Raw genomic sequence first — 22,968 nt, 5'->3', positions numbered from 1 at the left:
GGAAGCCGGACAACGGAAACCAGGGGCGCCCGCCATCTCGGCGAGCGCCCCCGGCACCGACTTCACGCCTGGTCGAGCGACTTCCCGTCCGACCCGCCGTCCCCGTCCCCACCCGAGCCCGAGCCCGAGCCGGAGCCCGAGGCGGAAGCCGAGCCCGAGCCCGAGCCCGGCTCCGCATCCGAGTCCGAGGCCTCCCGCGGCACCCCCGCCGCCCGGTACGCCGCCTCCTCGTCCAGCGTCTCCGCCTCCAGCAGCGCCGCCGCCAGCGCGTCCAGCCGGTGCCGCTGCTCGGTCAGGATCCGCACCGCGTCCTCGTAGCACTCGGCGACGATCCGCCGGGCCTCCTCGTCCACCGCGTCCAGCGTGGTCGGCGCCGCGGAGAGCCCGTAGGCACCGGCGCCCTGCACGTCCGCGGGCACGGCGGTGAGCCGCCCGACCCGCTCGCTCATCCCCCAGCGCCCGGCCATCCCCCGCGCGATGCTGGTGACCTGCTCCAGGTCGCTCTCCGCGCCGGTGGTGATCACGCCGTAGACGACCTGCTCGGCCGCCATCCCGCCGAGCGCGCCGATGATCCGGCCGCGCAGGTAGGGCTCGGTGTACGAGTAGCGGTCGTTCTCCGGGGTGGAGAGGGTCACACCGAGCGCGCGGCCGCGCGGCACGATGGTGATCTTGCGGACCGGGTCCGCGCCGGGCTGGAGCATGCCCAGCAGCGCGTGTCCGCTCTCGTGGTACGCCGTCCGCTCGCGCTCCTCCTGGGGCATCACCAGCGGCCGCACGGCGCCGAGTTGGACCTTCTCCAGGGCGTCCGAGAGGTTCCGCTCGTTGACCGCGTCCTGCTGGCGCTTGACGGCCAGCAGGGCGGCCTCGTTGACCAGGTTGGCGAGTTCGGCGCCGGTCATCCCGGGGGTGACCTTGGCCAGCTGGGTGAGGTCGGTGCCGCCGGCCAGCGGGACGGTCCGGGTGTGGATGCGCAGGATGGCGGCGCGGCCCTCCCGGTCGGGCGGGCTGACGGTGATCCGCCGGTCGAAGCGGCCGGGGCGCAGCAGCGCCGGGTCGAGCACGTCCGCCCGGTTGGTCGCGGCGATCACGATGACGCCCTCGGAGCCGGAGAAGCCGTCCATCTCGGTGAGGATCTGGTTGAGCGTCTGCTCGCGCTCGTCGTGCCCGCCCATGCCGCCGCCGGCGCCGCGCTGGCGGCCGATGGTGTCGATCTCGTCGATGAAGATGATCGCCGGGGCGACCTTGCGGGCCTCGGCGAACAGTTCGCGCACCCGGCTGGCGCCGACGCCGACGATCATCTCGATGAACTCGGAGGCGGAGGCGGAGAAGAACGGTACGTCCGCCTCGCCGGCCACGGCCCGGGCCAGCAGGGTCTTGCCGGTCCCGGGCGGGCCGCTGAGCAGCACCCCGCGCGGCATCTTGGCGCCGAGCCTGCGGTACCGGTCGGGGTTCTTCAAGTAGTCGACCACCTCGGTGAGTTCGGCCTCGACCTCGTCGATGCCGGCCACGTCGGCGAAGGTGGTGCGCTTGCCCTGCTCGGCGGTGACCGGCTTGGGCGGGGCCTTGCGGCCGAGCGGCCCGGCGCCGAGGCCGCCGGCCATCCGGCGGGCGAGCAGCACCCAGATGAAGACCAGCAGCAGCATCGGGGCGAGCGAGAGCAGCAGGTTGGTGAGGAAGCTGCGCTGCTGCACCGGCGAGGTCGCGGTCACCTCGACGCCGTGCTGCTGCAGGGTGGCCCACAGGTTGTCACCCGCGAAGGAGGGGCGCTGGGTGTCGAACTCGGTGTAGCTGCCCTTGCCGCCGTCCGGTTTGGGCTGGGCGCTCTTGAGGGTGCCCTCGATCGCGTCGCCCTTGGAGTAGATCTTGGTGATGTTGCCCTTGTTCAACTGGTTGTTGAACTCGGTGTAGGAGATCGTGGTGGTGCCCTCGTTGCCGAAGAACGACAACAGCAGGTCGGAGATCAGGAACACCACGAGTGCGGTGAGGACGAGGCCCGCCCAGCCGCCGGGCATCCGGCGGCGGGGCGGCAGCGGGGGCGGGGCGCCCTCGGACCGCCAGGGCTGGTCGGGGGTTTGGCGCGGCGGCGCGGGTTCGGTCACCCACCGGACGATACGGACAGGTGCTCGGACGAGCCAACCGCAACGCCGCGCCCCACCGGCCGTACGGCCGCGCCGGGGTCCGCGCTCCCGGTGGCTACGCCGCGGTGCCCGGCCATTCCTCGGCGGTCAACGCGAAGCGCTCGTGGTCGCGCCAGTCCCCCTGCAGGAACAGCATCCGCGGCGTGAAGCCCTCGTGCCGGAAGCCCAGCCGCTTGGCCATCGCGATCGAGCGCTCGTTCTCCGGCTGCACGTTGATCTCCAGCCGGTGCAGGCCCAGCCCGTCGGCCGACTGCGGGGCGAAGCAGCGGTCCAGGACCAGCCGCAGGCCCTCGGTCATCCGCCCGGTGCCGGCGAACGGCAGGTACGAGTCGTAGCCCAGCGCGCCGTTGCAGAACCGGCCCATCACGATGTTGGCGACGTTCACCTTGCCGACCAGCCCGCCGGAGTCCCGGTCGAAGATCAGGAAGGTGCGCAGGCCCGGTCCCTGGCGCTCCAGAAGTTCCGGCAGCCCGTCCGGCTCGACCGGGTTCCACCGCCCGATGTGCTCGGCGGACCGGCGGACCGCCTCGGCGTACACAACCTCGTCCTCGGCCCTCGGGGCCCTGATCATCACTCGCACGCCAACATCATCGGACATGGCAGCATCATCGGACATATGAACGGCCCGCCGTCCGGAGAACACCGAACGACGGGCCGATCACAACGGCTCAGGACCGACCGAAGCCGATCAGAAGCGCTCAGACCGAACAGGCCGAGCAGGCCGGGCAGGCCGGGCCGAGGGCCGAGGACTACAGCAGGTCCTTGAACTCCTTGGGCAGCTCGAAGTCGGCCGGGCCCTTGCCCGCACCGAGGCCGAACGCGCCGCCATCGGCCGGACCCTGGCCGGCGCCCGGGCCGAGCGCCCGGCGCTCGGCGGCCGCGGCCTCCTCCTGCGCACGCTTCAGCGGGTTGCCGCTCTTGCGCTTGCCCTTGGCCTGCGGGGCCTTCTTGGCGGACTTCTTCGCGCCGCCGCCCATGCCCGGGATCCCCGGCATGCCGGGCATGCCCTTGCCGGAGGCCATCGCGGACATCATCTTGCGGGCGTCGAAGAACCGCTCGACCAGGTTCTTGACCTCGCCGACCTGGACACCCGAACCCTTGGCGATGCGGGCCCGGCGGGAGCCGTTGATCAGCTCCGGCTCGGCGCGCTCGGCCGGGGTCATCGACTTGATGATCGCGCCGACCCGGTTGACGTCCTTGTCGTCGATGTTGTTGATCTGCTCGCGGATCTGGCCCATGCCGGGCAGCATGCCGAGCAGCTTGGAGATCGAGCCCATCTTCTGGACCTGCTCCAGCTGCGACAGGAAGTCGTCCAGGGTGAACTGCTTCGGGCCGCCGCGCAGCTTGGCGGCGATCTTCTCGGCCTCGGCCTGCGAGAAGGTCTGCTCGGCCTTCTCGATCAGCGAGAGGACGTCACCCATGCCCAGGATGCGCGAGGCCATCCGGTCCGGGTGGAAGGCGTCGAAGTCGTCGACCTTCTCGCCGTTGGAGGCGAACATGACCTGCCGGCCGGTGACGTGCGCGACCGACAGGGCGGCACCGCCGCGGGCGTCGCCGTCGAGCTTGGAGAGCACCACACCGGTGAAGTCGACGCCGTCGAGGAAGGCCTGCGCGGTGGTGACCGCGTCCTGACCGATCATCGCGTCGACGACGAACAGGACCTCGTCCGGGCTGACCGCGGCGCGGATGTCGGCGGCCTGCTGCATCAGCTCGGCGTCGATGCCCAGGCGGCCGGCGGTGTCGACGATGACGACGTCGTACTGCTTCTGCTTGGCGTACTCGATCGAGTCCTTGGCGACCTGCACCGGGTCGCCGACGCCGTTGCCCGGCTGCGGGCCGTAGAAGGCCACGCCGGCCCGCTCGGCGACCACCTGGAGCTGGTTGACCGCGTTGGGACGCTGGAGGTCACAGGCGACCAGCAGCGGGGTGTGCTTCTGGCTCTTCAGCCAGAAGCCGAGCTTGCCCGCGAGGGTGGTCTTACCGGCACCCTGCAGACCGGCGAGCATGATGACCGTCGGGCCGTTCTTGGCGAACCGCACCCGGCGGGTCTCGCCACCGAGGATCGCGATGAGCTCCTCGTTGACGATCTTGATGATCTGCTGCGCCGGGTTCAGCGCGCCGGAGACCTCGGCACCGAGCGCCCGCTCCTTGACCTGCTTGATGAAGGCCCGGACGACCGGCAGCGCGACGTCCGCCTCCAGCAGCGCGATGCGGATCTCGCGGGCGGTGGCGTCGATGTCCGCCTCGCTCAGGCGGCCCTTGCCCCGGAGGTTCTTGAACGTCGCTGCGAGGCGATCGGAAAGGGTGTCGAACACGTCGGCGCGGGTCCTCTGCGGCATCGGTATCGGTACGGTCGTCGTCCCCCAGGGTATCCGGCCGCCCCGGGTACGGTCTCCACCCCTGCCGAAACCCATGCCCCGACCGGTTCTCAGTCCAGCGCCGCCCGCACCGCCGCCACCACCTCTCCGGCCCGCTCGGCGGTGAGCGGACGGCCCGCCGCGTCGGTCAGGTAGAACGAGTCGACGGCCTCCGCGCCCAGCGTGGAGACGTGCGCGGTGCGCACCCGCACCCCCGCCCCGTCCAGCGCCCGGCCGATCCGGTGCAGCAGTCCGGGGGCGTCGTGCGCGCGGACCTCCAGCACGGTCGCGGTCGCCGAGGCCACCGCGGGCGCCACCGCGACCAGCGGCGGCGGGGTGGGGATGCCCTTGCGGCGCGGGGCGGCGGCGTCCCGCTCGGCGAGGCGGCGGGAGACGTCCAGCGAGCCGTCCAGCGCCCGGCGCAGGTCGGCGCGCAGCCTGGCGGCCTCCGGCAGCTCGCCGAACTCGGCGGCCACCCGCCAGGACAGCAGCAGCACCGGGCCCGCGCCGATCGGGTCCAGTTCGCGCAGGCCGGCCGAGCGGACGGTCAGCCGGTGCAGCGCGAGCACCCCGGCGACCGTGCCGAGCAGCCCCGGGCGGTCCGGGACGGCCAGGGTCAGCTCGACGCCCATCGGTTCGGTGCCCGGGTCCGCCCCCGCGGCCTGGGCCAGCAGCGACAGCGCCGGCTCGCCGGTGCGGGCGGCCTCGACCGCGAGCCGCTCCTGCCCGGCGGTGGGCGCCCCCTCCGCGGGCGCGCCGCCGGCCCCGGCGAGCCGGGCGGCGGCCCGGGCCACCAGGCCGTCCACCAGTGAGGCCCGCCAGCTGCTCCACGCGGCCGGGCCGGTGGCCAGCGCGTCCGCCTCGGTGAGCGCGTGCAGCAGTTCCAGCTCCGGCAGGGTGCCGACCGCCTTGGTGATCGCCTCGACGGTGGCCGGGTCGTCCGGGTCGCGCCGGGTCGCGGTGTCCACCAGGGTCAGGTGGTGGCGGACCAGCACCGCCAGGGTCTCGGTGTCCTCGGCCCCGAAACCCATCCGGGCGGCCACGTCGCGGACGATCACCTCACCCGCCTCGCTGTGGTCACCGGGCCAGCCCTTGCCGATGTCGTGCAGCAGCGCGGCGACCAGCAGCAGGTCCGGCCGGGCCACCCGGCGGGTCATCGCGGCGGCCCGCACCGCCGTCTCCACCAGGTGCCGGTCCACCGTCCAGCGGTGCACCGCGTTGCGCTGCGGACGGCAGCGCACCCGCTCCCAGTCCGGCAGCAGCCGGGTGACCAGCCCTTCCGCCTCCAGCGCCTCCCACACGGGGACGGCGGCCTCCCCCGCACCGAGCAGGGTGACCAGCTGTGCGCGCGCCTCGTCCGGCCAGGGCACCGGCAGCGGTCGGCACTCGGCGGCCAGCCGGCGCACCGTCGCGTACGAGACGGTCAGCCCGTTCTGGGCGGCGGCGGCCGCGGCGCGCAGTGGCAGCACCGGGTCGGTGGCCGGGCGGGCGGCCTGGGCGAGCACCGCCTCGCCGTCCTGCTCGACCACGCCCTCGGCGAGCGGGCGGCGCTCGACCGCGCCGCGGGCCACCGCACCGCTGCCGCGGCCGGCGCCGGTGAACGGGAAGCCCCGCCGGCCCGTCCGGCGGCCCCGGCCGGAGCGGGCGGCCAGGACCCGGTCCACCGCCCGCCAGGTGACGTCGCTCGCGTAGGCGATGGTCCGGGCGGCCTCGTAGACCTGGCGCAGCAGGGTGTCGGCGTCCAGCACACCGAGCCGCTCGGCGACCTGGTCCTGGTCCTGGAGGCTGAGCCGCTCGGTGGCCCGTCCGGTGGCCAGGTGCAGCGCGTCGCGGACGTCGGCGAGCCGCAGCGCGGCGGCCTCCAGGCCGTCCCGGGGCGCGTCGGCGAGCCAGGTGGCGGCGATCGCGTCCAGCGCGACCAGGTCGCGCAGCCCGCCGCGGGCCTCCTTGAGGTCGGGCTCCAGCAGGAAGGAGAGCTCACCGTGGCGTTCGGCCCGCTCCCGGCCCAGCTCGCGCAGCTCGGGCAGGCGCGCGGGGGCGCCGGCGCGCCAGTCGGTGAGCACCGCGGAGCGCAGCGCGGCGGTGAGCGCCGCGTCCCCGGCGAGGTGGCGGGCGTCCAGCAGGCCGAGCTGGGCCTTGAGGTCGGCGGCGGCGACGGAGCGGGCCTCGGCGACGGTGCGCACCGAGTGGTCGAGCTTGGCGCCCGCGTCCCAGACCGGGTACCAGATCCGCTCGGGCAGCTCGCGGGCGATCGGGCCGTCGTGCAGCAGCAGGACGTCCAGGTCGCTGCGCGGGGACAGTTCGCCGCGCCCGTAGCCGCCGACGGCCACCAGGGCGACGCCGGAGGCGGGGGCGCCGGCGGCGGCGAGCAGCCCGGCCAGCCAGTCGTCGGTGAGCCGGGCGAGCGCGGCCCGACGGTCGCGGCCGGTCAGGCCGGGCCGGTCGAGCAGTTGGGCCCGGGCGGCGGCGTGGTCGGAGGGGGCGGAGGAGTCGGAGGGGCTGGTCTCGGTGGTCATGCGCGTGGGTCCCGTCCGTCAGGTGGGCCGCCGAGCGGTCGGTCGTCGGCGCCGTACGGCCTGCGGCCCGGCCGGGCGCCGGTACGCCGTCGGCGGGCCCGCGCCCCCGGGAGGGGTGCGGGCCCGCCGATCGGTCAGGGCGTCACAGGGCGTCCGGCCCGCGTTCGCCGGTGCGGACCCGGACGGCGGTGTCGACCGGGATGCTCCACACCTTGCCGTCGCCGATCTTTCCGGTCCGGGCGGCCTTCACCAGGGCGTCGATGAGGCCGTCGGCGTCCTCGTCCTCGACCAGGACCTCGATCCGGATCTTCGGCACCAGGTCCACGGTGTACTCGGCGCCCCGGTAGACCTCGGTGTGGCCGCGCTGGCGGCCGTAGCCGCTGGCCTCGGTGACGGTCAGGCCGTGGACCCCGAAGGCCTGCAGGGCGGCCTTCACCTCGTCCAGGCGGTACGGCTTGATCACAGCGGTGATGAGCTTCATCAGGCGTCGACCTCGGTCTTCTCAACGGGCTTCTCGACGGACACGGCAACCGGCGCGGGGGCGACACCGCCCAGGCTCGGCAGGGCCCGGACCAGGCCGGCGCCCACGGCGCTGAAATCGTAGGCGGACTCGGCGTGTTCGGCCTGGTCGATGCCGGCCACCTCGACCTCCTCGGTGACCCGGAAGCCGACCAGCTTGTCGACCGCCTTCGCCAGCAGCCAGGACAGCACGAACGAGTACGCCGCGACCACCGCCACGCCCATCGCCTGCTTGCCGAGCTGGCCCAGCCCGCCGCCGTAGAACAGGCCCTTGGCGGTCTGGCCGACCCCGCCGGTGGCGAACAGGCCGATCAGCAGCGAGCCGATCGCCCCGCCGACCGCGTGCACGCCCACCACGTCGAGGGAGTCGTCGAAGCCCCAGCGGTACTTCAGCGAGACGGCGGCGGCGCAGGCCGCGCCCGCGATCAGGCCGATCGCCACGGCGCCGAGCGGGCTGACCGAGCCGCAGGCCGGGGTGATCGCGACGAGTCCGGCCACCGCGCCGGAGGCGGCGCCCAGCGTGGTGAACGCGCCGTGCTTGAGCTTCTCGTAGATCAGCCAGCCGACCAGCGCCGCACCGGTGGCGACCTGGGTGTTGACCATCGCCATCGCGGCCACGCCGTTGGCGGCCAGCGCCGAGCCGGCGTTGAAGCCGAACCAGCCGAACCACAGCAGCCCGGAGCCGAGCATCACCAGCGGCAGGCTGTGCGGGCGCATCGGGTCCTTCTTGAAGCCGACCCGCTTGCCCAGCACCAGGCAGAGCGCGAGGCCCGCGACACCGGCGTTGATGTGCACGGCCGTCCCGCCGGCGAAGTCGATCACGCCGTTTCTGTCGCCGAGCCAGCCGCCGTGGCCGTTGTCGAAGAAGAACACCCAGTGCGCCACCGGGAAGTAGACGATCGTCACCCAGAGCGCGATGAACAGGCCCCAGGCGGCGAACTTGGCCCGGTCCGCGATGGCGCCGCTGATCAGCGCCGGGGTGATGATCGCGAACATCAGCTGGAAGACCGCGAACGCGGTCACCGGGATGGACCCGGTCAGCTCGTTCAGCCCGATCCCGCGCATCCCGAGGAAGTCCAGGTTGCCGATGAGTCCGGCGAAGGAGTCGGGCCCGAAGCTGAGCGAGTACCCGTAGAGGACCCAGAGCACGCTGACGATGCCGAGCGAGAGGAAGCTCATCGCCAGCATGTTCAGTGTGCTCTTGGCCCTGACCATGCCCCCGTAGAAGAAGGCCAGGCCCGGGGTCATCACCATGACCAGGGCCGCACTGATGAGCACGAAGGCGGTGTCGCCCGCGCTGAAGCCGTCCGGCATCGGCGTCTCCTCTGCGTGAAAGCCGCTCCACACCCCGGGTACCTGTCCCGTGCCACCCGGGGTGGCGGCGATGAAGAGGAGAGTGCCGAAGACTGGTTTCGGCCAGTGCGGTCGGTTGTTTCGCGGCCGTGACGCGTGCGTCGCGCGGGTTACGGGCACGTGAACCGCGGCCCCGTCCCAGGGCCGGATGGGCTACCGTGCCGCCGCACGTCACCACCGGTGGCCCAGAAGCCACCGACCGCGGCGGCGGCGGCCGTCGCGGTCGGTGGAGTCCGGTGCGGGGGTCGCTCAGACCACCGAGACGTACTCCGGGATGTCCTGGACCACCCGCTCCTTGAGCCGGCTCACCGCGTCCACGCCCTTGAACCGGGCGGAGGCGGCCTCCGTGGTCTTGCGCACCCGGGAGTTCAGCCGCTCCGAGCGCACCTTGGTCGCGATGTCCACCGCCTGTTCGGCGTACACCACCGCCTCCTCGGCCTCCTTCTGCAGCAGGTGCACGCTGGCCATGCCGATCAGGTTGAAGGCGTACGAGCGCACGTGGTCCTCGTCCTGCCGGAACAGGTCGACCGCGCGCTCCATCACCGGCGCGGACAGCGAGGCGTACAGCTGGGCGTTGTCCGAGTGGTACGCGAGGTCGCGGAAGGAGTGCGCGTTCTCGGCGTTCAGCTCGGCCGGCGAGAAGAACTTCAGCCAGTCCGGATCGCCGTCCCCCTCCCGGATGTCGGTGAAGGTGTCCTCGGCCAGCCGGATCGCCCTGGCGCAGCGGTTCACCTCGCCGATGGTGGCGTAGGCGCGCGCCTCCATCGCGTACAGCAGGGACTGCTGGCGCGGGGTGGCGGTGTCCCGGCTGCCGTACTGCGCCAGGTGGATCAGTTCCAGGGCGTCCTCGCCCCGGTTGAGGTGGATCATCTGGCGGCTCATGTCGGTGAGGATCAGGGCGCCGAACGGGCGGTCGCCGGCCTCCTTGGCCGCGTGCAGGGCGAGCACGTAGTACTTCTGCGCGCTCGGGTGCATCCCGACGTCGTAGGACATCCAGCCGGCCAGGTGGGCGAGCTCGGCGGTGAGCCGGAACAGCCGCTTGGTGGTGTTCTCGGTGTACGTCTCCTGGAGCAGGTCGGTGACCTCGTGGAGCTGGCCGACCACGGCCTTGCGGCGCAGCCCGCCGCCGTTCTGGGCGTCCCACTGGCGGAACATGACCGTGGTCTGCTCCAGCAGTTCCAGCTCGGGCTCGGAGAGCCGGCCGGTGAACGCCTCGCCGCCGTTGGCCGCGGTGAGGATCGGGGTGGGCACGCCGGTCGGGCCGGGGGCGAGCCAGCGCTGCATCGGCTCGATCAGCGCGGCGCCGGCGGTCAGCGCGAGCGAGGTGCCGAGGAAGCCCCGGCGGTTGAGCATCAGGTCGCTGCGGGAGTATTCACTGATCAGCTGGACGGTCTGCGGGGCGCTCCAGGGCAGGTCCACGCCGCCGCCGACGGTGGAGACCGGGATCGCGGCGCGCAGGCCGAGGTCCTCGATCGAGACCACGGAGCCGAAGCGCTCGGAGAACAGCTCCGACATGATCTTGGGGATCGGCTCGCGGGGCTGCTCGCCGTCGAGCCAGCGGCGCACCCGCGAGGTGTCGGTCGACACGTGGTGGGCGCCGATCTGCCGGGCCCGGCGGTTGACCTGGCGGGCCAACTCCCCCTTTGACCAGCCACTGCGGGCGAACCACGTGGTCAGCTTCTCATTGGGTTGCTTCTCTGCCATGGGTAACGTCCCCATCCCGCCCGGCCCCTTCGGGGCCCCCGATCGTGACCGCCCGACGGTTGCGGGCTCTTGCCAGACGTGCCGTGTCCGAGGTGTTGCGGTACCGCCTCGTCGTACTGGTGCGCCATCGCCCCGGACGGTGCATCAGATCCCCAACTCCCGTTCCCCGGCGGCCCGGAGCAGACTCCATGGCGACGTCCGTGTGCTGAACGTAGTGCCCCGCGAGGTACCCGTGGGAGCGGCCCTGGCGAAACGCCACCTTTCGCCACCCCCAGGAGTGAACCGAAGCCAGGGGGCACGCGCTTCACTGGATAGGCCCGACGGTCCGGCATATGCGGACCGCCAAGTCCTCCGGCCAACGCCGACGGACCCGGCGGACCCCGCAATCCACCGCAGTCACAAGCGAGTTCGCCGCCCACTCGGGACAGCAACAGCCTCGCGCACCCGACGATCCGGCATCGGCGCCGCCCCCACAAGGCGGCGCCCGAGGCGCACCACCGCAACAGGCGCACGCCAAGCGCTGCGCGCCGCCACCGCACAACGCACCACGCAACGGACAATCAACACACAGTCACCATCCCGTAACCATCGGCAACAAGAACCTGTTGGGGGAGGCATGGACAACCTGTTCGGCGAACTTCGACTGGGGCACCTGCGGCTGGCACCGCTGGGCGCGCGCCGCCGCACCAAGGTCACCGCGTCCCAGGCCGCTGCGGAGTACACCGGCCGCTGGGGCTGGACGGTCGCCACCGGCGCATCGGCCGGTGGCGCCACCGCCCCGACCCGCTGTCCCTGCGGCGCCCACCGCTGCGCCGCGCCCGGCCTGCACCCCGTGCCGGGCACCGGGAGCCGGGCCCGGGCCGTCGGCGCCGAGGGCTCCGTCCTGTTCCCCACCGGCCGCGCCTTCGACGTCCTGGACGTCCCCGAACAGGCCGGCCTGCAGGCGCTGGTCCGGCTGGAGCGGATGGGCACCCAGGTCGGCCCGGTGCTCGCCCCGCCCACCGGCCGGCTGCAGTTCCTGGTCGCCGCCGGGACCGCCCGTCGACTGCCCGACCTGCTCTACCGGATGGGCTGGGACGACGCCGCGCTCGACCTGGCCTGCCACGGCGAGGGCGGCTACGTCGCCGCCCCGCCCACCGTCCTCGGCGGGCTCGGCCCGGTCCGCTGGCTGCGCCGCCCCACCCGCGACAACGCCGGCTGCCCGCCCGAGGCCCGACTGCTGCTCGGCACCCTCGCCTACGCCTGCCACCGCAGCCGCGAGCGCACCGCCGAGCCCGCCTGGATCGCCTCGTGACTCGCCCGCTCGCCTCCGGAGCGCTCTGACCCGGCGGCGGTACTCGCCCGCTCGCCTCCGGGGCGGGCCCTCCCGGGGCATGCGAAAGGGCCCGCCCCCGCAGGAGCGGACCCTTCGACCGACGGGGAGCCCCGGTCAGTCCCCGATCAGCGCGTCCACGAACGCACCCGGCTCGAACGGCGCCAGGTCGTCGGCGCCCTCGCCCAGACCGATCAGCTTGACCGGCACGCCCAGCTCGCGCTGCACCGCAACCACGATGCCGCCCTTGGCGGTGCCGTCCAGCTTGGTCAGCACGATGCCGGTGATGTCCACCACCTCAGCGAACACCCGGGCCTGGATCAGGCCGTTCTGACCGGTGGTGGCGTCCAGCACCAGCAGCACCTCGTCCACCGGGCCGTGCTTCTCGACGACCCGCTTGACCTTGCCCAGCTCGTCCATCAGGCCGGTCTTGGTGTGCAGTCGGCCGGCCGTGTCGATCAGCACGGTGTCCACACCCTCGGCGATGCCCTCCTTGACCGCGTCGAAGGCGATCGAGGCCGGGTCCCCGCCCTCCGGGCCGCGCACGGTGTGCGCACCGACCCGCTCGCCCCAGGTCTGCAGCTGGTCCGCGGCGGCGGCCCGGAAGGTGTCGGCGGCGCCGAGCACCACCCTGCGGCCGTCGGCTACCAGGACGCGGGCCAGCTTGCCGGTGGTGGTGGTCTTGCCGACGCCGTTGACGCCGACGACCAGGACCACGGCCGGGCCCTCCTCGTGCTTGACGGAGCGGACGGTGCGGTCGGAGTCCTTGCCGATCAGCTCGACCAGTTCCTCGCGCAGCAGCGCGCGCAGCTCGTCGGGCGTCCGGGTGCCGAGCACCTTCACCCGGGTGCGCAGCCGCTCGACCAGCTCCTGGGTCGGAGTGACACCGACGTCGGCGGTGAGCAGGGTGTCCTCGATCTCCTCCCAGGTGTCCTCGTCCAGGTGCTCGCGGGAGAGCAGCGAGAGCAGGCCCTTGCCGATCGAGTTCTGCGAGCGGGAGAGGCGGGAGCGCAGCCGGACCAGCCGGCCGGCGGTGGGCTCGGGGACCTCGACGGCGGGCGCCGCCTCGGCCGCCTCGGGAGCCTCGACCTCGACGGCCTCGACGACCTCGGGAGCCTCGGGGGCTTCGGGGGCTTCGGGGGCCGCAGGGGCCTCGGGAAGCGGAACCTCCTCGACGGTGCGGCGCGGCGCCTCGGTGGGCGGCGCGGCCTCCTCGCCGACCTGAGGCTCCTGCGGGGTGGTCTTCGGCGCCGTGATGACCGGCGCCTGCGACTTCGGGGGCAGCTGCTGGCGTCGTCTGCCGGAAACGACGAGGCCCGCGATCGCGCCGATGGCGATCACGGCGATGACTACGGCAAGGATCACGTATTCCATAACCCGTCCAGTATCCGTGACCGGAGCCCGGATGGACCGCAGCCGCCCTAGACCGTCACCGTACGGACGCCTGCCGGCCGCCGCTCCTTGTGCTCCTCCCGCAGCCGCTGGCTGATCACCTGGGAGATCCCGTCGCCCTTCATGGTCACGCCGTACAGGGCGTCGGCGGACTCCATGGTCAGCTTCTGGTGGGTGATCACGATCAGCTGGGAGCTCTCCCGCAGCTCCTCCATGATCCCGATCAGTCGGCGCAGGTTGGTCTCGTCCAGCGCCGCCTCCACCTCGTCCATCACGTAGAAGGGGCTGGGCCGGGCCTTGAAGATCGCCACCAGCAGCGCCACCGCGGTCAGCGAGCGCTCGCCGCCGGACAGCAGCGACAGCCGCTTGACCTTCTTGCCGGGCGGGCGGGCCTCCACCTCGACCCCGGTGGTGAGCATGTTGTCCGGGTCGGTCAGCACCAGCCGTCCCTCGCCGCCCGGGAAGAGGCGGGCGAAGACGCCCTCGAACTGGGCCGCGGTGTCGTGGTACGCCGAGGTGAACAGCTGCTCGACCCGCTGGTCCACGTCCCGGACGATGTCCAGCAGGTCGCGCCGGCTGCGCTTGAGATCGTCCAGTTGCTCGCCGAGGAACTGGTGGCGCTCCTCCAGCGCGGCGAACTCCTCCAGCGCCAGCGGGTTGACCTTGCCGAGCTGCTGGTACGCCTTCTCGGCGGCCTTCAGCCGCCTCTCCTGCTCGGCCCGGACGTACGGGTACGGCTCCCCCGGATCCTGCCCCTCCTCGGGCGTCGACGGCGGGACGGGCTGGTCCGGCCCGTACGAGGCGAGCAGTTCGCCCCCGTCGATGCCGAACTCCTCCAGCGCCCGGGCCTCCAGCTGCTCGATCCGCAGCCGCTTCTCCGCCCGCAGCACCTCGTCCCGGTGCCCGGCGTCGACCAGCTTGTCCAGCTCCTCCTTGAGGCCGCGGCCGTGCTCCCGGTGCTCCCGCAGTTCGTCCTCGCGCTCGGCACGCGCCTGTTCGACCACCGCACGCCCGGCGTCCGCGCGGGACAGCGACACCTCCAGGCAGGCCAGCAGCTGCCGGGCGCCCGCGGCGACGGCCGTCGCCACCCCGGCGTCGTGCTCGGCGCGGCGACGGCGCTCGGCGGCCCGGGCGCGCGCCTCCCGTTCGGCGCGGGCGGCCCGGTCCAGCTGGTCGGCCCGGCCGGCCAGGGCGCGGACCCGCTCCTCGTGGGTGCGCACCGCGAGCCGGGCCTCCAGCTCGGCCTGCCGGGCGGCGGAGGCGGCCTCAGCCAGTCGCTGCTGCTCGGCGGGGTCCGGCTCGTCCTCCCCGGCGTCCGCCGACTCCTCGGCCACAGCGAGCCGTTCGGCCAGCTCCTCGGCGGTGGCGAGCAGTTCGGCCAGGCCCTGTTCGGCCCGGGCGGCGGCGGCCGACAACCGTTCGGCCTCCCCGGCGGCGGCACGGGCCTGCCCGCCGAGGCGGCCGAGCGCACCGGCCACCTGGGCCCGCTCCTTCTCCGCCTGCCTCCGCAGCTCGGCGAGTTGCTCCACCTCGGTGGCCGACTCCCGGCGCAGCTCGGTGAGTTCGGCCAGCCGCTCGGCCGCCTCGGTGCAGCGCAGTGCGAGTTCCCCGATCGCCCGGGCCGCCTCGTCCACGGCCGCCTGGGTCTCCAGCAGGCTGGGCGCGCCGCCGGAGCCGCCGTGGGCGAAGCCGGCGCCCAGCCGGTCCCCCTCGGCGGTGACGGCGGACAGTCCGGGGCGTTCGGCGACCAGTCGCAGCGCCGAGTCCAGGTCGGCGACCACCGCCACCCCGGCCAGCAGGTTCCGGACGGCGGCGAGCAACTCGGCCGGGCCGTCCACCAGTTCACCGGCCCAGCGGGCCCCGTCCGGCAACTCCCCGGCCGGATGCGGAACTTCCGCGGCCCCGGCGATCAGCAGCGCGGCCCGCCCGGCGTCCTGGTCGCGCAGCAGCCGCAGCGCCCCGGCGGCGGCGGACGGCGAGTCCACGGCCACCGCGTCGGCCGCCGCCCCGAGCGCCGCGGCGACGGGCACCTCGCACCCGGCCTCGATCCGCAGCAGCGCGGCCGCCGGGCCCAGCAGTCCGGTCAGCCGCTCCCCCGCGTCCAGCAGCGCGCCGGTGCCGTCCTTGCGGCGCAGTCCGAGCGAGAGCGCCTCGTGCCGCGCGGTGAGCCCGGCCCGTTCGCGCTCGGCGGCCCCGGCCGTCTCCCGGGCGGCGGCCAGCTCCCGTTCCACCACGGCCAGCCGTTCCCGGGCCTGCTGGTGCCCGGCCTCTGCCTGCTCGTCGTCCCCGGTCAGGCCGTCGACCTGCTGCTGGAGCTCGTCCAGTTCACCCTGGGCGGCCTCGGCGCGCAGCAGCGCCTCGTCCCGGGCTTCGGTGAGCCGGCCGATCTCGGCCTCGGCCGAGGCGGCCTTGGAGCGGGCCGCGACCGCCTGCCCCTGCAGCCGGGCCAGGCCCTCCCGGCGGTCCGCGATGGCCCGGGCGGCGTCCCGTAGCCGGCGTTCCTCGGCGGCCAGCTCGCGTTCCAGCTCGCTCTTGCGCTCGACCGTTTCGGCGAGCGCGCACTGGGCCTCCTCCAGTGCCTCGGCGAGGGCGGCCTCCTCCTCGCGGACCCGTTCGGCCTCCCGTTCCAGTTCCTCCGGGTCACGACCGCGCCGCTCCTCGGCCTGCCCCCCGGCGGCGGCGTGCCGGGCCCGGGCCTCGGCCAGTCCGATGGTGCCGCGGGTGCGTTCGGCGAGCGCGGAGAGCCGGTACCAGGTCTGCCGGGCGGCCTCCAGGCTCGGGCCGAGCTGCTGGACCTGCGCATCCAGGACCCGTTCGCGCTGCACGGCGCGGGCCAGTTCCTGTTCGACGGTGGTGCGGCGCAGTCGCAGCGCGAGTTCGTCGGCGATCTCGGCCTCGACGGCCTGGCGCAGGGTGAGCAGGTCGTCGGCGAGCAGCCGCAGCCGGGCGTCGCGCAGGTCGGCCTGGATGCCGGCGGCGCGGCGGGCGATCCTGGCCTGTCGGCCGAGCGGTCCGAGTTGGCGGCGCAGTTCGGCCACCAGGTCCTGGACGCGGTTGAGGTTGGCCTGCATCGCGTCCAGCTTCCGCAGCGCCTTCTCCTTGCGCTTGCGGTGCTTGAGGACGCCGGCCGCCTCCTCGATGAAGGCGCGGCGGCCCGTCGGGTCGGCGTGCAGGACGGAGTCGAGCCGGCCCTGGCCGACGATGACGTGCATCTCGCGGCCGATGCCGGAGTCGGAGAGCAGCTCCTGGATGTCCAGCAGGCGGCAGGTCTCGCCGTTGAGCGCGTACTCGCTGCCGCCGTTGCGGAACATGGTCCGGGTGATGGTCAGCTCGGAGTAGTCGATCGGCAGGGCGCCGTCGGCGTTGTCGATGGTGAGGCTGACCTCGGCGCGGCCGAGCGGGGCGCGCCCGCTGGTCCCGGCGAAGATGACGTCCTCCATCTTGCCGCCGCGCAGCGACTTGGCGCCCTGCTCGCCCATCACCCAGGACAGCGCGTCGACCACGTTCGACTTGCCGGAGCCGTTCGGGCCGACGACGCAGGTGATGCCCGGCTCGAAACGCAGAGTGGTGCTGGAGGCGAAGGACTTGAACCCGCGCAGCGTCAGACTCTTCAGGTGCACGCGGCCGGTCCCCTCAATCGCTCACGACGGGAACCGACTGTATCCGGAGTCCGACACGACGAAGGGACGCCACATCCGGGCGTCCCTTGCAAAGCTGCGTCCCTTTCGGGGCGGCTCAGTGCACAGCGGCGTCGATCTGTGAGGACCGGGGCGGGGCTCAGGTCAGAGCCGGCTCCCGCTGGTCCAGATCGATGCTGTTGAGCAGCGAGTGCTCGTCAGCGACAGCGGTGAGCGCGTCGTTCTCAGCCTGCATCCGAAGGAGCTCGGCTTCAAGGTCCTGGACGCGCTGCTGAAGCCGTCGCATCTCGGAGAGCATTCGCGGGTCGGGGCCGCCGACGTACCCGAGAAGCGCCTTTGCCATGATGAATGGTCCTCCACGCTGAGTGACCGAACCGGAACGGTACAGGTCTAGGGGGAAGGGGGACGCACGCGCGGCGCGCACCGGAAGTGCTGGCTGGGCACTACGACACAACCACCGTGAGCTGGGCTCACGACGGCATGCGCCTGCCGGGATACGCGATCGTGTGCGCGGGCTTCAAGCGTCTCACCAAAGACGGTACGGGTCAACACGATCACCGCACGCTACCGCGCCCCTGTCACCTGCCTGGCGGTGTCGTCACGCCTGGGGGTCTCGGGCCGGTTCCACCACGTGCTCGTGGATCATCGTTCGAAGCGGAGTCAACCACGAGTCTGCCCGAATGGCAACCGTCTGACACCGACGGTTGCGGATCATTTCCGGAACGCGACGGCAGCAGGCCGGGAAACGGGGGCTCAGCGGATCTCGAAGCCCTCGTAACCCGCGCCTACGGCGGTCCAGATCTCGGTCACACCGCTCACCGCGCCGGGCGTGTCGGGGCCCCGCAGCAGGGTCAGCAGCTCCTCGCAGTCGGCCGCCTGCCCCTCGGCCACCACCTGCACCCGGCCGTCGCCGAGGTTGCTGGCGTAGCCGGTCAGGCCGATCTCCAGCGCCCGCGCCCTGGTCCACCAGCGGAACCCGACTTCCTGGACCTTCCCCCGGACCCAGGCGGTCACCCGGACCGGTTCATCACTGTGGGCGTCGCGACCGTGCATGCCCCGACCCTAACCGGCGGTGCGGCCGGTCACAGCTCCACGGGGCCCTCGACCGTCCAGCCCGGGGTGTGCACCTCGGCGTGCAGTTCGCCACGGCGGGCCTCCCGGCCGCAGGTGCGGCAGACCCAGGCCGGGTCGAAGGGGTGCGACTGGTGGCCCTCGGGCTCGTGGGCGAAGGTCACCGGGGAATCCGGCCCCAGCCAGCGGTCGCCCCAGACGCGCAGCGCGTGGGCGAGCGGGGCGAGGTCCCGGCCGGCCTCGGTGAGGTGGTACTCGTAGCGCGGCGGCCGCTCGCTGTACGGGCGGCGCTCGACCACCCCGGCCTCCTCCAGCGCCCGCAGCCGCGCGGTCAGCCGGTCGCGCGGGGCGCCGGTGTTGCGGGCGATCCGGTCGAAGCGGTGGTTGCCGTAGAACAGCTCACGCACCGCCAGCAGCGCCCACTTCTCGCCCACCACCTGGAGCGCCGCCGCCATCGAGCACGGTCGGCCGGGAACGGCGGCCCGAGCGGTCGCAGGGGTGTCGGCGGTGCCGGTGGTGTCGGAGGTCACAGCGCCAGCCTGCCACACCGGGTTGGCTTCTCAAACCGCTTCGCTCGGCCCCGCCCGAGGACGGCGAACGGCCCCGCCGGAAGAACCGGCGGGGCCGTGGGGTCAGGCTCGGATCAGCGGGTCACCAGTCGTCGCCACCGCCACCGAAGTCACCGCCACCGCTCCAGTCGCTGCCGCTGAAGTCCGCGGCGTTGAAGTCGGCCCCGGTGTAGTCGCCGCCGTCGTACTGGTCCTGGTAGCCGTGGTGGCTCTCCATCATCGGCGCCGCGGCGTAGGCGGGCTCGCTCATCATCGAGCCGAGCACGGTGCCGACCAGCAGGCCCGGCAGCAGGCCGCCGCCGAAGCTGCTGTAGTACCCGCCCGCGTACGGCGCGTAGGCCGGGCCGGCGTTCCAGTACGGCTGCGGGCCGTACTCGGTGTCGACGGTGCGGACCGCCGGGTCGAGGCCGGCCGCGACCCGGTCGGCGTCGGCCTGGCAGACCGGGACGGAGCGGGCGGCGCCGCCGGCCGGGGCCCAGTCGACGTCCTTGACGGACGGGCCGTGGCGCGGGTCCATGAAGCACGGGGGACGACGCTCGGGCAGCGGGCGCTTCTCCCGCCGGGCGGCCAGGGTGGCCAGCGCGAACCGGCCGTCCTCGATCGCCTCGGTGACCTGCTTGACGTCGTCCGGCTTCTTGGCCTCGTTCATCAGCCGCTTGGAGGTCTCGTACGAGTCCAGGGCGCGGCTGTAGTCGGTGCGCTGGGCGTCGTCGGCGTCCGACGCGCCGGGGCTGAAGTCCAGCCGCTCCAGCTCGGTGCCGAAGGCGGTGATGTCCTCGTCGACGACGCGGCGCAGCTGCTCCAGCTCGGCGCGGGCCTGCTCCTCCTTGCGCTTCTTGGCGCGGCGGAAGAGGAAGAAGACGCCGGCGCCGGCCAGCGCCACCAGCACGACCGGGATGATCACCCAGGCGATCGAGGTGCTGTGGTTGACCCCGGTGCCCTTGGTTTGTGGGGCGGCCTGGTCGACGAAGTCGTTCAGGGTCGCGTTGATGTCACCCTTGTCGGCACGGGAGACGGCGCCCCCGATCCGGTCCGCGACGCCGACGCCCATCGCGCCGCGGTCGGCGCGGGCCAGGAAGCCGCTGTTGCCCCGCCAGACGCCGTAGACGCCGTCGATGCCCACCAGGGTGCGCAGGTCCGTGAGGACGGTGTCCTTGTTGGCGGCGTCGGGGACGACCGCGATGAAGATCGGCTTGTCGGCCTTCTCGATCTTCTTGGTCAGGGCGTCGGCCTGGGCCTGGCTGAAGCGGTCCAGCATCGTCGGGGCGACGTAGACCTGCCCCTTCTTCAGGGTGGCTGCGGCGTCGCTCAGGCCGCCGGCCGCGGAGGCCGAGGGCGCCAGGAGGAGCATCAGCCCGAGCAGCGCCGCCACCAGGGCAAGCGGCCCGGTGCCCCGGGTACGTCGTGCAAGGGTTCTCATGTCCCCGACGCTACCGCGACCAGCGGCAGAGCACGGCATACCCTTCGCATACTGGTTATGACAGGATTCCCCGCCGACCGCCGGGGCGGTACCCCTTCTCGCGGATGAGATTTCCCCCAGTCGACCCTGAGACGGGTGGGGCGCGGGAACCAGCGGAGGCGCCCGGACGTACGTCCCGGCGGGCCCGGGGTGGTGCGGGGCGGCCCTGCGGCGGCCCGGGGGGCGTCCCGACCGTACCGCGCGAACGGGCATAGTGGGTCCCGGACCGCTGGTCCCATTGCCTGTTCTTGACTCAACTCCCGATCGGAGTGCTCGGTGATCATCGGCCTCGTCACAGCCGTGGCGGCATCCGCCTGCTACGGCACCGGCTCGGTCCTGCAGGCCGTCGGATCCCGCCGCTCCGCCGAGGAGGAGGCGGCCAAGGGCGCCACCACCTCGACCACCGAGCACGGCGGACCGAGTCTGTCCTCCACCGCCAAGGCCGCCGTCACCTGGGAGTTCATCGCCGGTTCGGTTCTCGACCTGATCGGCTTCGGGCTGGGCGCGCTGGCCGCGCGGCTGCTGCCGCTGTTCCTCTCCCAGACCATCATCAGCGCCAACCTGGTGATCACCGCGCTGCTCAGCATCAAGCTGCTGGGCATCCGGCTCAAGCAGCTGGAGTGGGCCTCGATCGGCGTGCTCTGCTCGGCGCTGGTGCTGCTGGCCGTCTCGGCCGGGCCGGAGGGCGGCCACCACGCGGAGATGGCCTTCCACTGGTGGCTGCTGATCGTCACCACCGTGCTGCTGGTCGGCGGCGGCCTGCTGGTGCGCCGGATGGGCTCCAAGGGCGCGATCGTCGCCGGTCTGCTCTCCGGCCTCGGCTTCGGCGGCCTAGGCGTGGGCGTGCGCATCCTCAACGGCCTGGGGCCCTTCGACCTCGGGCAGTTGCTCTCCGACCCGGCGCTGTACGCGATCCTGATCGGCGGCCTCGGCGGCATGTACGTGCACACCGTGGCGCTGCAGATCGGCTCGGTGAACGGCGCGACCGCCGCGCTGGTGGTCGGCGAGACGGTGCTGCCCGGCGCGGTCGGCGTGCTCTGGCTCGGCGACTCCTCCAAGGCCGGCCTGGGCTGGCTCGGCGTGGTCGGCTTCCTGCTCGCGGTGGTGTCCGCGGTCGGCGTCGCCTACTTCGGCCAGGACACTCACGGCGCCCCGGCCGAGGAGCCCGCCGGGCAGCCGGAACTCGCCGGGAAGTAGCGGCTCAGCCCCCGCTGCGGGTCCGCGGCACGCGCTGGCAGCGGGGGCAGAAGTAGCTGGAACGGTTCATCCAGGCGGCCCGCCGGATCGGGGTGCCGCAGCGGCGGCAGGGCTCCTGTTCGCGGCCGTAGGCGTCGAGGTCCCGGGAGAAGTAGCCGCTCTCGCCGTTCACGTTGACGTACAGGCTGTCGAAGCTGGTGCCGCCGACGGCGAGCGCCGCGGTCATCACGTCCCGGGCGTTGGCCAGCAGCAGGGCGGCCTGCGGGCGGGTGAGCGTCCCGGTCGGGCGGTCGTAGTGCAGCTTGGAGCGCCACAGCGCCTCGTCGGCGTAGATGTTGCCGACGCCGCTGATCAGGGTCTGGTCCAGCAGCGCCCGCTTGACCGTGGTGCGCTTGGCCCGGAGCGCGGCCGCGAAGGCCTCGTCGTCGAAGCGCGGGTCGAGCGGGTCGCGGGCGATGTGCGCGATGGAGACCGGCGTGCCCTCCGGGTCGCCCTCCTCGGCCTCCTCGACCGCCAGGCCGCCGAAGGTCCGCTGGTCGACGAAGCGCAGCTCGCGCCCGCCGTCGGTGAAGCGCAGCCGGACCCGCAGATGGGTCTCGTCCGGCGTCGACGGGTCCTGGACGAGGAGCTGGCCGCTCATCCCGAGGTGGCCGATCAGCGAGAAACCCGCGCCGGTGCCGGTCAGCGGCAGCCAGAGGTACTTGCCGCGCCGCTGCGCGGTGCCGAGGGTGGTGCCGGTCAGCCGGGCCGTGAAGTCGGCCGCGCCGGCCGGCTGGCGGCGCACCGCGCGCGGGTGCAGCACCTGGACGTCGGCGACGGTCCGCCCGGCGACCCAGTTCGCCAGACCGCGGCGGACGACCTCGACCTCGGGAAGTTCGGGCACGGGAACAGGCCTCCTGCGAAGAAGATGTCGACAGGAGTGAAGGCTACTTCGAGGTCACGCCCCGGCGGGCAGCCGGTCCGCGTACTTCTCCTTGATCGCGCGCCAGGCGCTCTCGGCGGCCTTCTGCTCGGCTTCCTTCTTGGAGCGGCCGACGCCGCTGCCGAAGTCCTCGCCGGCCACCCGGGCCGCCGCGGTGAAGGTCTTCTCGTGGTCCGGTCCGGACTCCATGACCACGTACTCGGGCACCCCGATGCCCACCGAGGCGGTGAGCTCCTGGAGGCTGGTCTTCCAGTCCAGGCCGGCTCCCAGCTGAGAGGACTCCTCGATCAGCGGGTCGAACAGCCGGTGGACGAACTCGGTCGCCGCCTCCAGACCGCGGTCCAGGTAGACGGCCCCGATCACGGCCTCGACCGTGTCGGCGAGGATCGACGACTTGTCGCGGCCGCCGGTGCCCTCCTCGCCCTTGCCGAGCCGGATGAACGTGCCGAGGTCCAGGCCCCGGCCGACGTCCGCGAGCGCGCGGGAGTTGACGACCGCGGCGCGCAGTTTGGCGAGCGTGCCCTCCGGGACGTCCGGGTGGACGCGGTAGAGGGTGTCGGTCACCACCAGGCCCAGCACCGAGTCGCCGAGGAACTCCAGGCGCTCGTTGGTGGGAAGACCCCCGTTCTCGTACGCGTACGAGCGGTGGGTCAGGGCACGTACCAGAAGGGCGCGCTCAAGCGTGTACCCGAGGCGCCCTTCCAGGACGTCGTATTCGGTCGAAGCCGGCCCGCCGGCCTTGCCGCTACCCGAAGAACCCTTCGAGGCAGAGGACGCCTTGCGGGTGGAGTTACCGTCCGACATCGATCCGTACACCCCGC

17 protein-coding genes are annotated in these 22,968 nt (G+C 73.3%); 2 read left to right on the top strand and 15 right to left on the bottom strand.

What is annotated here, in order from left to right; all coding sequences use genetic code 11:
• Positions 1 to 62: 62 nt before the first annotated feature.
• The 7 genes from ftsH to ACGF12_RS26015 all read right to left on the bottom strand — a co-directional run bounded on the left by ftsH (position 63) and on the right by ACGF12_RS26015 (position 10,587).
• The gene (gene ftsH, locus ACGF12_RS26045) at positions 63 to 2,099 is read right to left on the bottom strand and encodes an ATP-dependent zinc metalloprotease FtsH (protein WP_393034678.1); all 2,037 of its coding nucleotides are present in this window, start codon (positions 2,097 to 2,099) and stop codon (positions 63 to 65) included.
• A 94-nt stretch (positions 2,100 to 2,193) separates the two neighbouring features.
• Positions 2,194 to 2,736 (bottom strand): GNAT family N-acetyltransferase, encoded by a 543-nt coding sequence (locus ACGF12_RS26040; protein ID WP_387622283.1) that lies wholly within the window; start codon positions 2,734 to 2,736, stop codon positions 2,194 to 2,196.
• Between the two features lie 151 nt (positions 2,737 to 2,887).
• Entirely contained in the window at positions 2,888 to 4,453 is a 1,566-nt protein-coding gene (ffh, locus tag ACGF12_RS26035; RefSeq protein ID WP_393034713.1) for a signal recognition particle protein, read from the bottom strand.
• Between the two features lie 113 nt (positions 4,454 to 4,566).
• Positions 4,567 to 7,011, bottom strand: a complete 2,445-nt coding sequence (locus ACGF12_RS26030) for a [protein-PII] uridylyltransferase (RefSeq protein WP_393034675.1) — start codon at positions 7,009 to 7,011, stop codon at positions 4,567 to 4,569.
• Between the two features lie 142 nt (positions 7,012 to 7,153).
• The gene (locus ACGF12_RS26025; protein ID WP_380612682.1) at positions 7,154 to 7,492 is read right to left on the bottom strand and encodes a P-II family nitrogen regulator; all 339 of its coding nucleotides are present in this window, start codon (positions 7,490 to 7,492) and stop codon (positions 7,154 to 7,156) included.
• Positions 7,492 to 8,844 (bottom strand): ammonium transporter, encoded by a 1,353-nt coding sequence (locus ACGF12_RS26020; RefSeq protein WP_393034672.1) that lies wholly within the window; start codon positions 8,842 to 8,844, stop codon positions 7,492 to 7,494. The genes ACGF12_RS26025 and ACGF12_RS26020 overlap by 1 nt, the downstream gene beginning before the upstream one ends.
• Positions 8,845 to 9,132: 288 nt before the next feature.
• Positions 9,133 to 10,587 (bottom strand): hypothetical protein, encoded by a 1,455-nt coding sequence (locus ACGF12_RS26015; RefSeq protein ID WP_393034669.1) that lies wholly within the window; start codon positions 10,585 to 10,587, stop codon positions 9,133 to 9,135.
• Between the two features lie 616 nt (positions 10,588 to 11,203).
• Between ACGF12_RS26015 and ACGF12_RS26010 the strand changes: the two genes are divergently transcribed.
• A complete protein-coding gene (locus tag ACGF12_RS26010; RefSeq protein WP_393034666.1) occupies positions 11,204 to 11,881 on the top strand; it encodes a bifunctional DNA primase/polymerase in 678 nt (225 codons plus the stop codon).
• A gap of 135 nt (positions 11,882 to 12,016) precedes the next feature.
• Here the strand turns inward: ACGF12_RS26010 and ftsY are convergent, their stop codons facing one another.
• From ftsY to ACGF12_RS25980, 6 genes are all read right to left on the bottom strand, one after another.
• A complete protein-coding gene (gene ftsY, locus ACGF12_RS26005) occupies positions 12,017 to 13,273 on the bottom strand; it encodes a signal recognition particle-docking protein FtsY (protein WP_393034663.1) in 1,257 nt (418 codons plus the stop codon).
• Between the two features lie 47 nt (positions 13,274 to 13,320).
• Complete coding sequence (gene smc / locus ACGF12_RS26000; protein WP_393034660.1) at positions 13,321 to 16,911, bottom strand: chromosome segregation protein SMC; 3,591 nt, start codon at positions 16,909 to 16,911, stop codon at positions 13,321 to 13,323.
• 157 nt (positions 16,912 to 17,068) lie between these two features.
• A complete protein-coding gene (locus ACGF12_RS25995) occupies positions 17,069 to 17,272 on the bottom strand; it encodes a hypothetical protein (RefSeq protein ID WP_045702518.1) in 204 nt (67 codons plus the stop codon).
• Positions 17,273 to 17,682: 410 nt separating this feature from the next.
• The gene (locus tag ACGF12_RS25990) at positions 17,683 to 17,982 is read right to left on the bottom strand and encodes an acylphosphatase (RefSeq protein WP_393034657.1); all 300 of its coding nucleotides are present in this window, start codon (positions 17,980 to 17,982) and stop codon (positions 17,683 to 17,685) included.
• A 29-nt stretch (positions 17,983 to 18,011) separates the two neighbouring features.
• Positions 18,012 to 18,530 carry a winged helix-turn-helix transcriptional regulator gene (locus ACGF12_RS25985; RefSeq protein WP_393034654.1) on the bottom strand — a complete coding sequence of 173 codons (519 nt, stop codon included), beginning with the start codon at positions 18,528 to 18,530 and terminating at the stop codon, positions 18,012 to 18,014.
• A gap of 121 nt (positions 18,531 to 18,651) precedes the next feature.
• Entirely contained in the window at positions 18,652 to 19,989 is a 1,338-nt protein-coding gene (locus ACGF12_RS25980; protein WP_393034651.1) for a hypothetical protein, read from the bottom strand.
• 315 nt (positions 19,990 to 20,304) lie between these two features.
• On the opposite strand from ACGF12_RS25980, the gene ACGF12_RS25975 reads away from it, so the two are divergent.
• Entirely contained in the window at positions 20,305 to 21,225 is a 921-nt protein-coding gene (locus ACGF12_RS25975) for a hypothetical protein (RefSeq protein WP_393034648.1), read from the top strand.
• A 4-nt stretch (positions 21,226 to 21,229) separates the two neighbouring features.
• On the opposite strand, the gene mutM is transcribed toward ACGF12_RS25975, so the two are convergent.
• Together mutM and rnc are read right to left on the bottom strand one after the other, a co-directional pair.
• A complete protein-coding gene (mutM, locus tag ACGF12_RS25970; protein ID WP_393034645.1) occupies positions 21,230 to 22,108 on the bottom strand; it encodes a bifunctional DNA-formamidopyrimidine glycosylase/DNA-(apurinic or apyrimidinic site) lyase in 879 nt (292 codons plus the stop codon).
• A 54-nt stretch (positions 22,109 to 22,162) separates the two neighbouring features.
• Positions 22,163 to 22,951, bottom strand: a complete 789-nt coding sequence (gene rnc, locus ACGF12_RS25965) for a ribonuclease III (protein ID WP_393034642.1) — start codon at positions 22,949 to 22,951, stop codon at positions 22,163 to 22,165.
• Positions 22,952 to 22,968 lie beyond the last annotated feature (17 nt).

This window comes from Kitasatospora sp. NPDC048296, assembly GCF_043201815.1.
GTDB lineage: Bacteria > Actinomycetota > Actinomycetes > Streptomycetales > Streptomycetaceae > Kitasatospora.
Note: the sequence above shows the minus strand (reverse complement) of the source record. Positions and strands in the feature narration are given on the sequence as shown.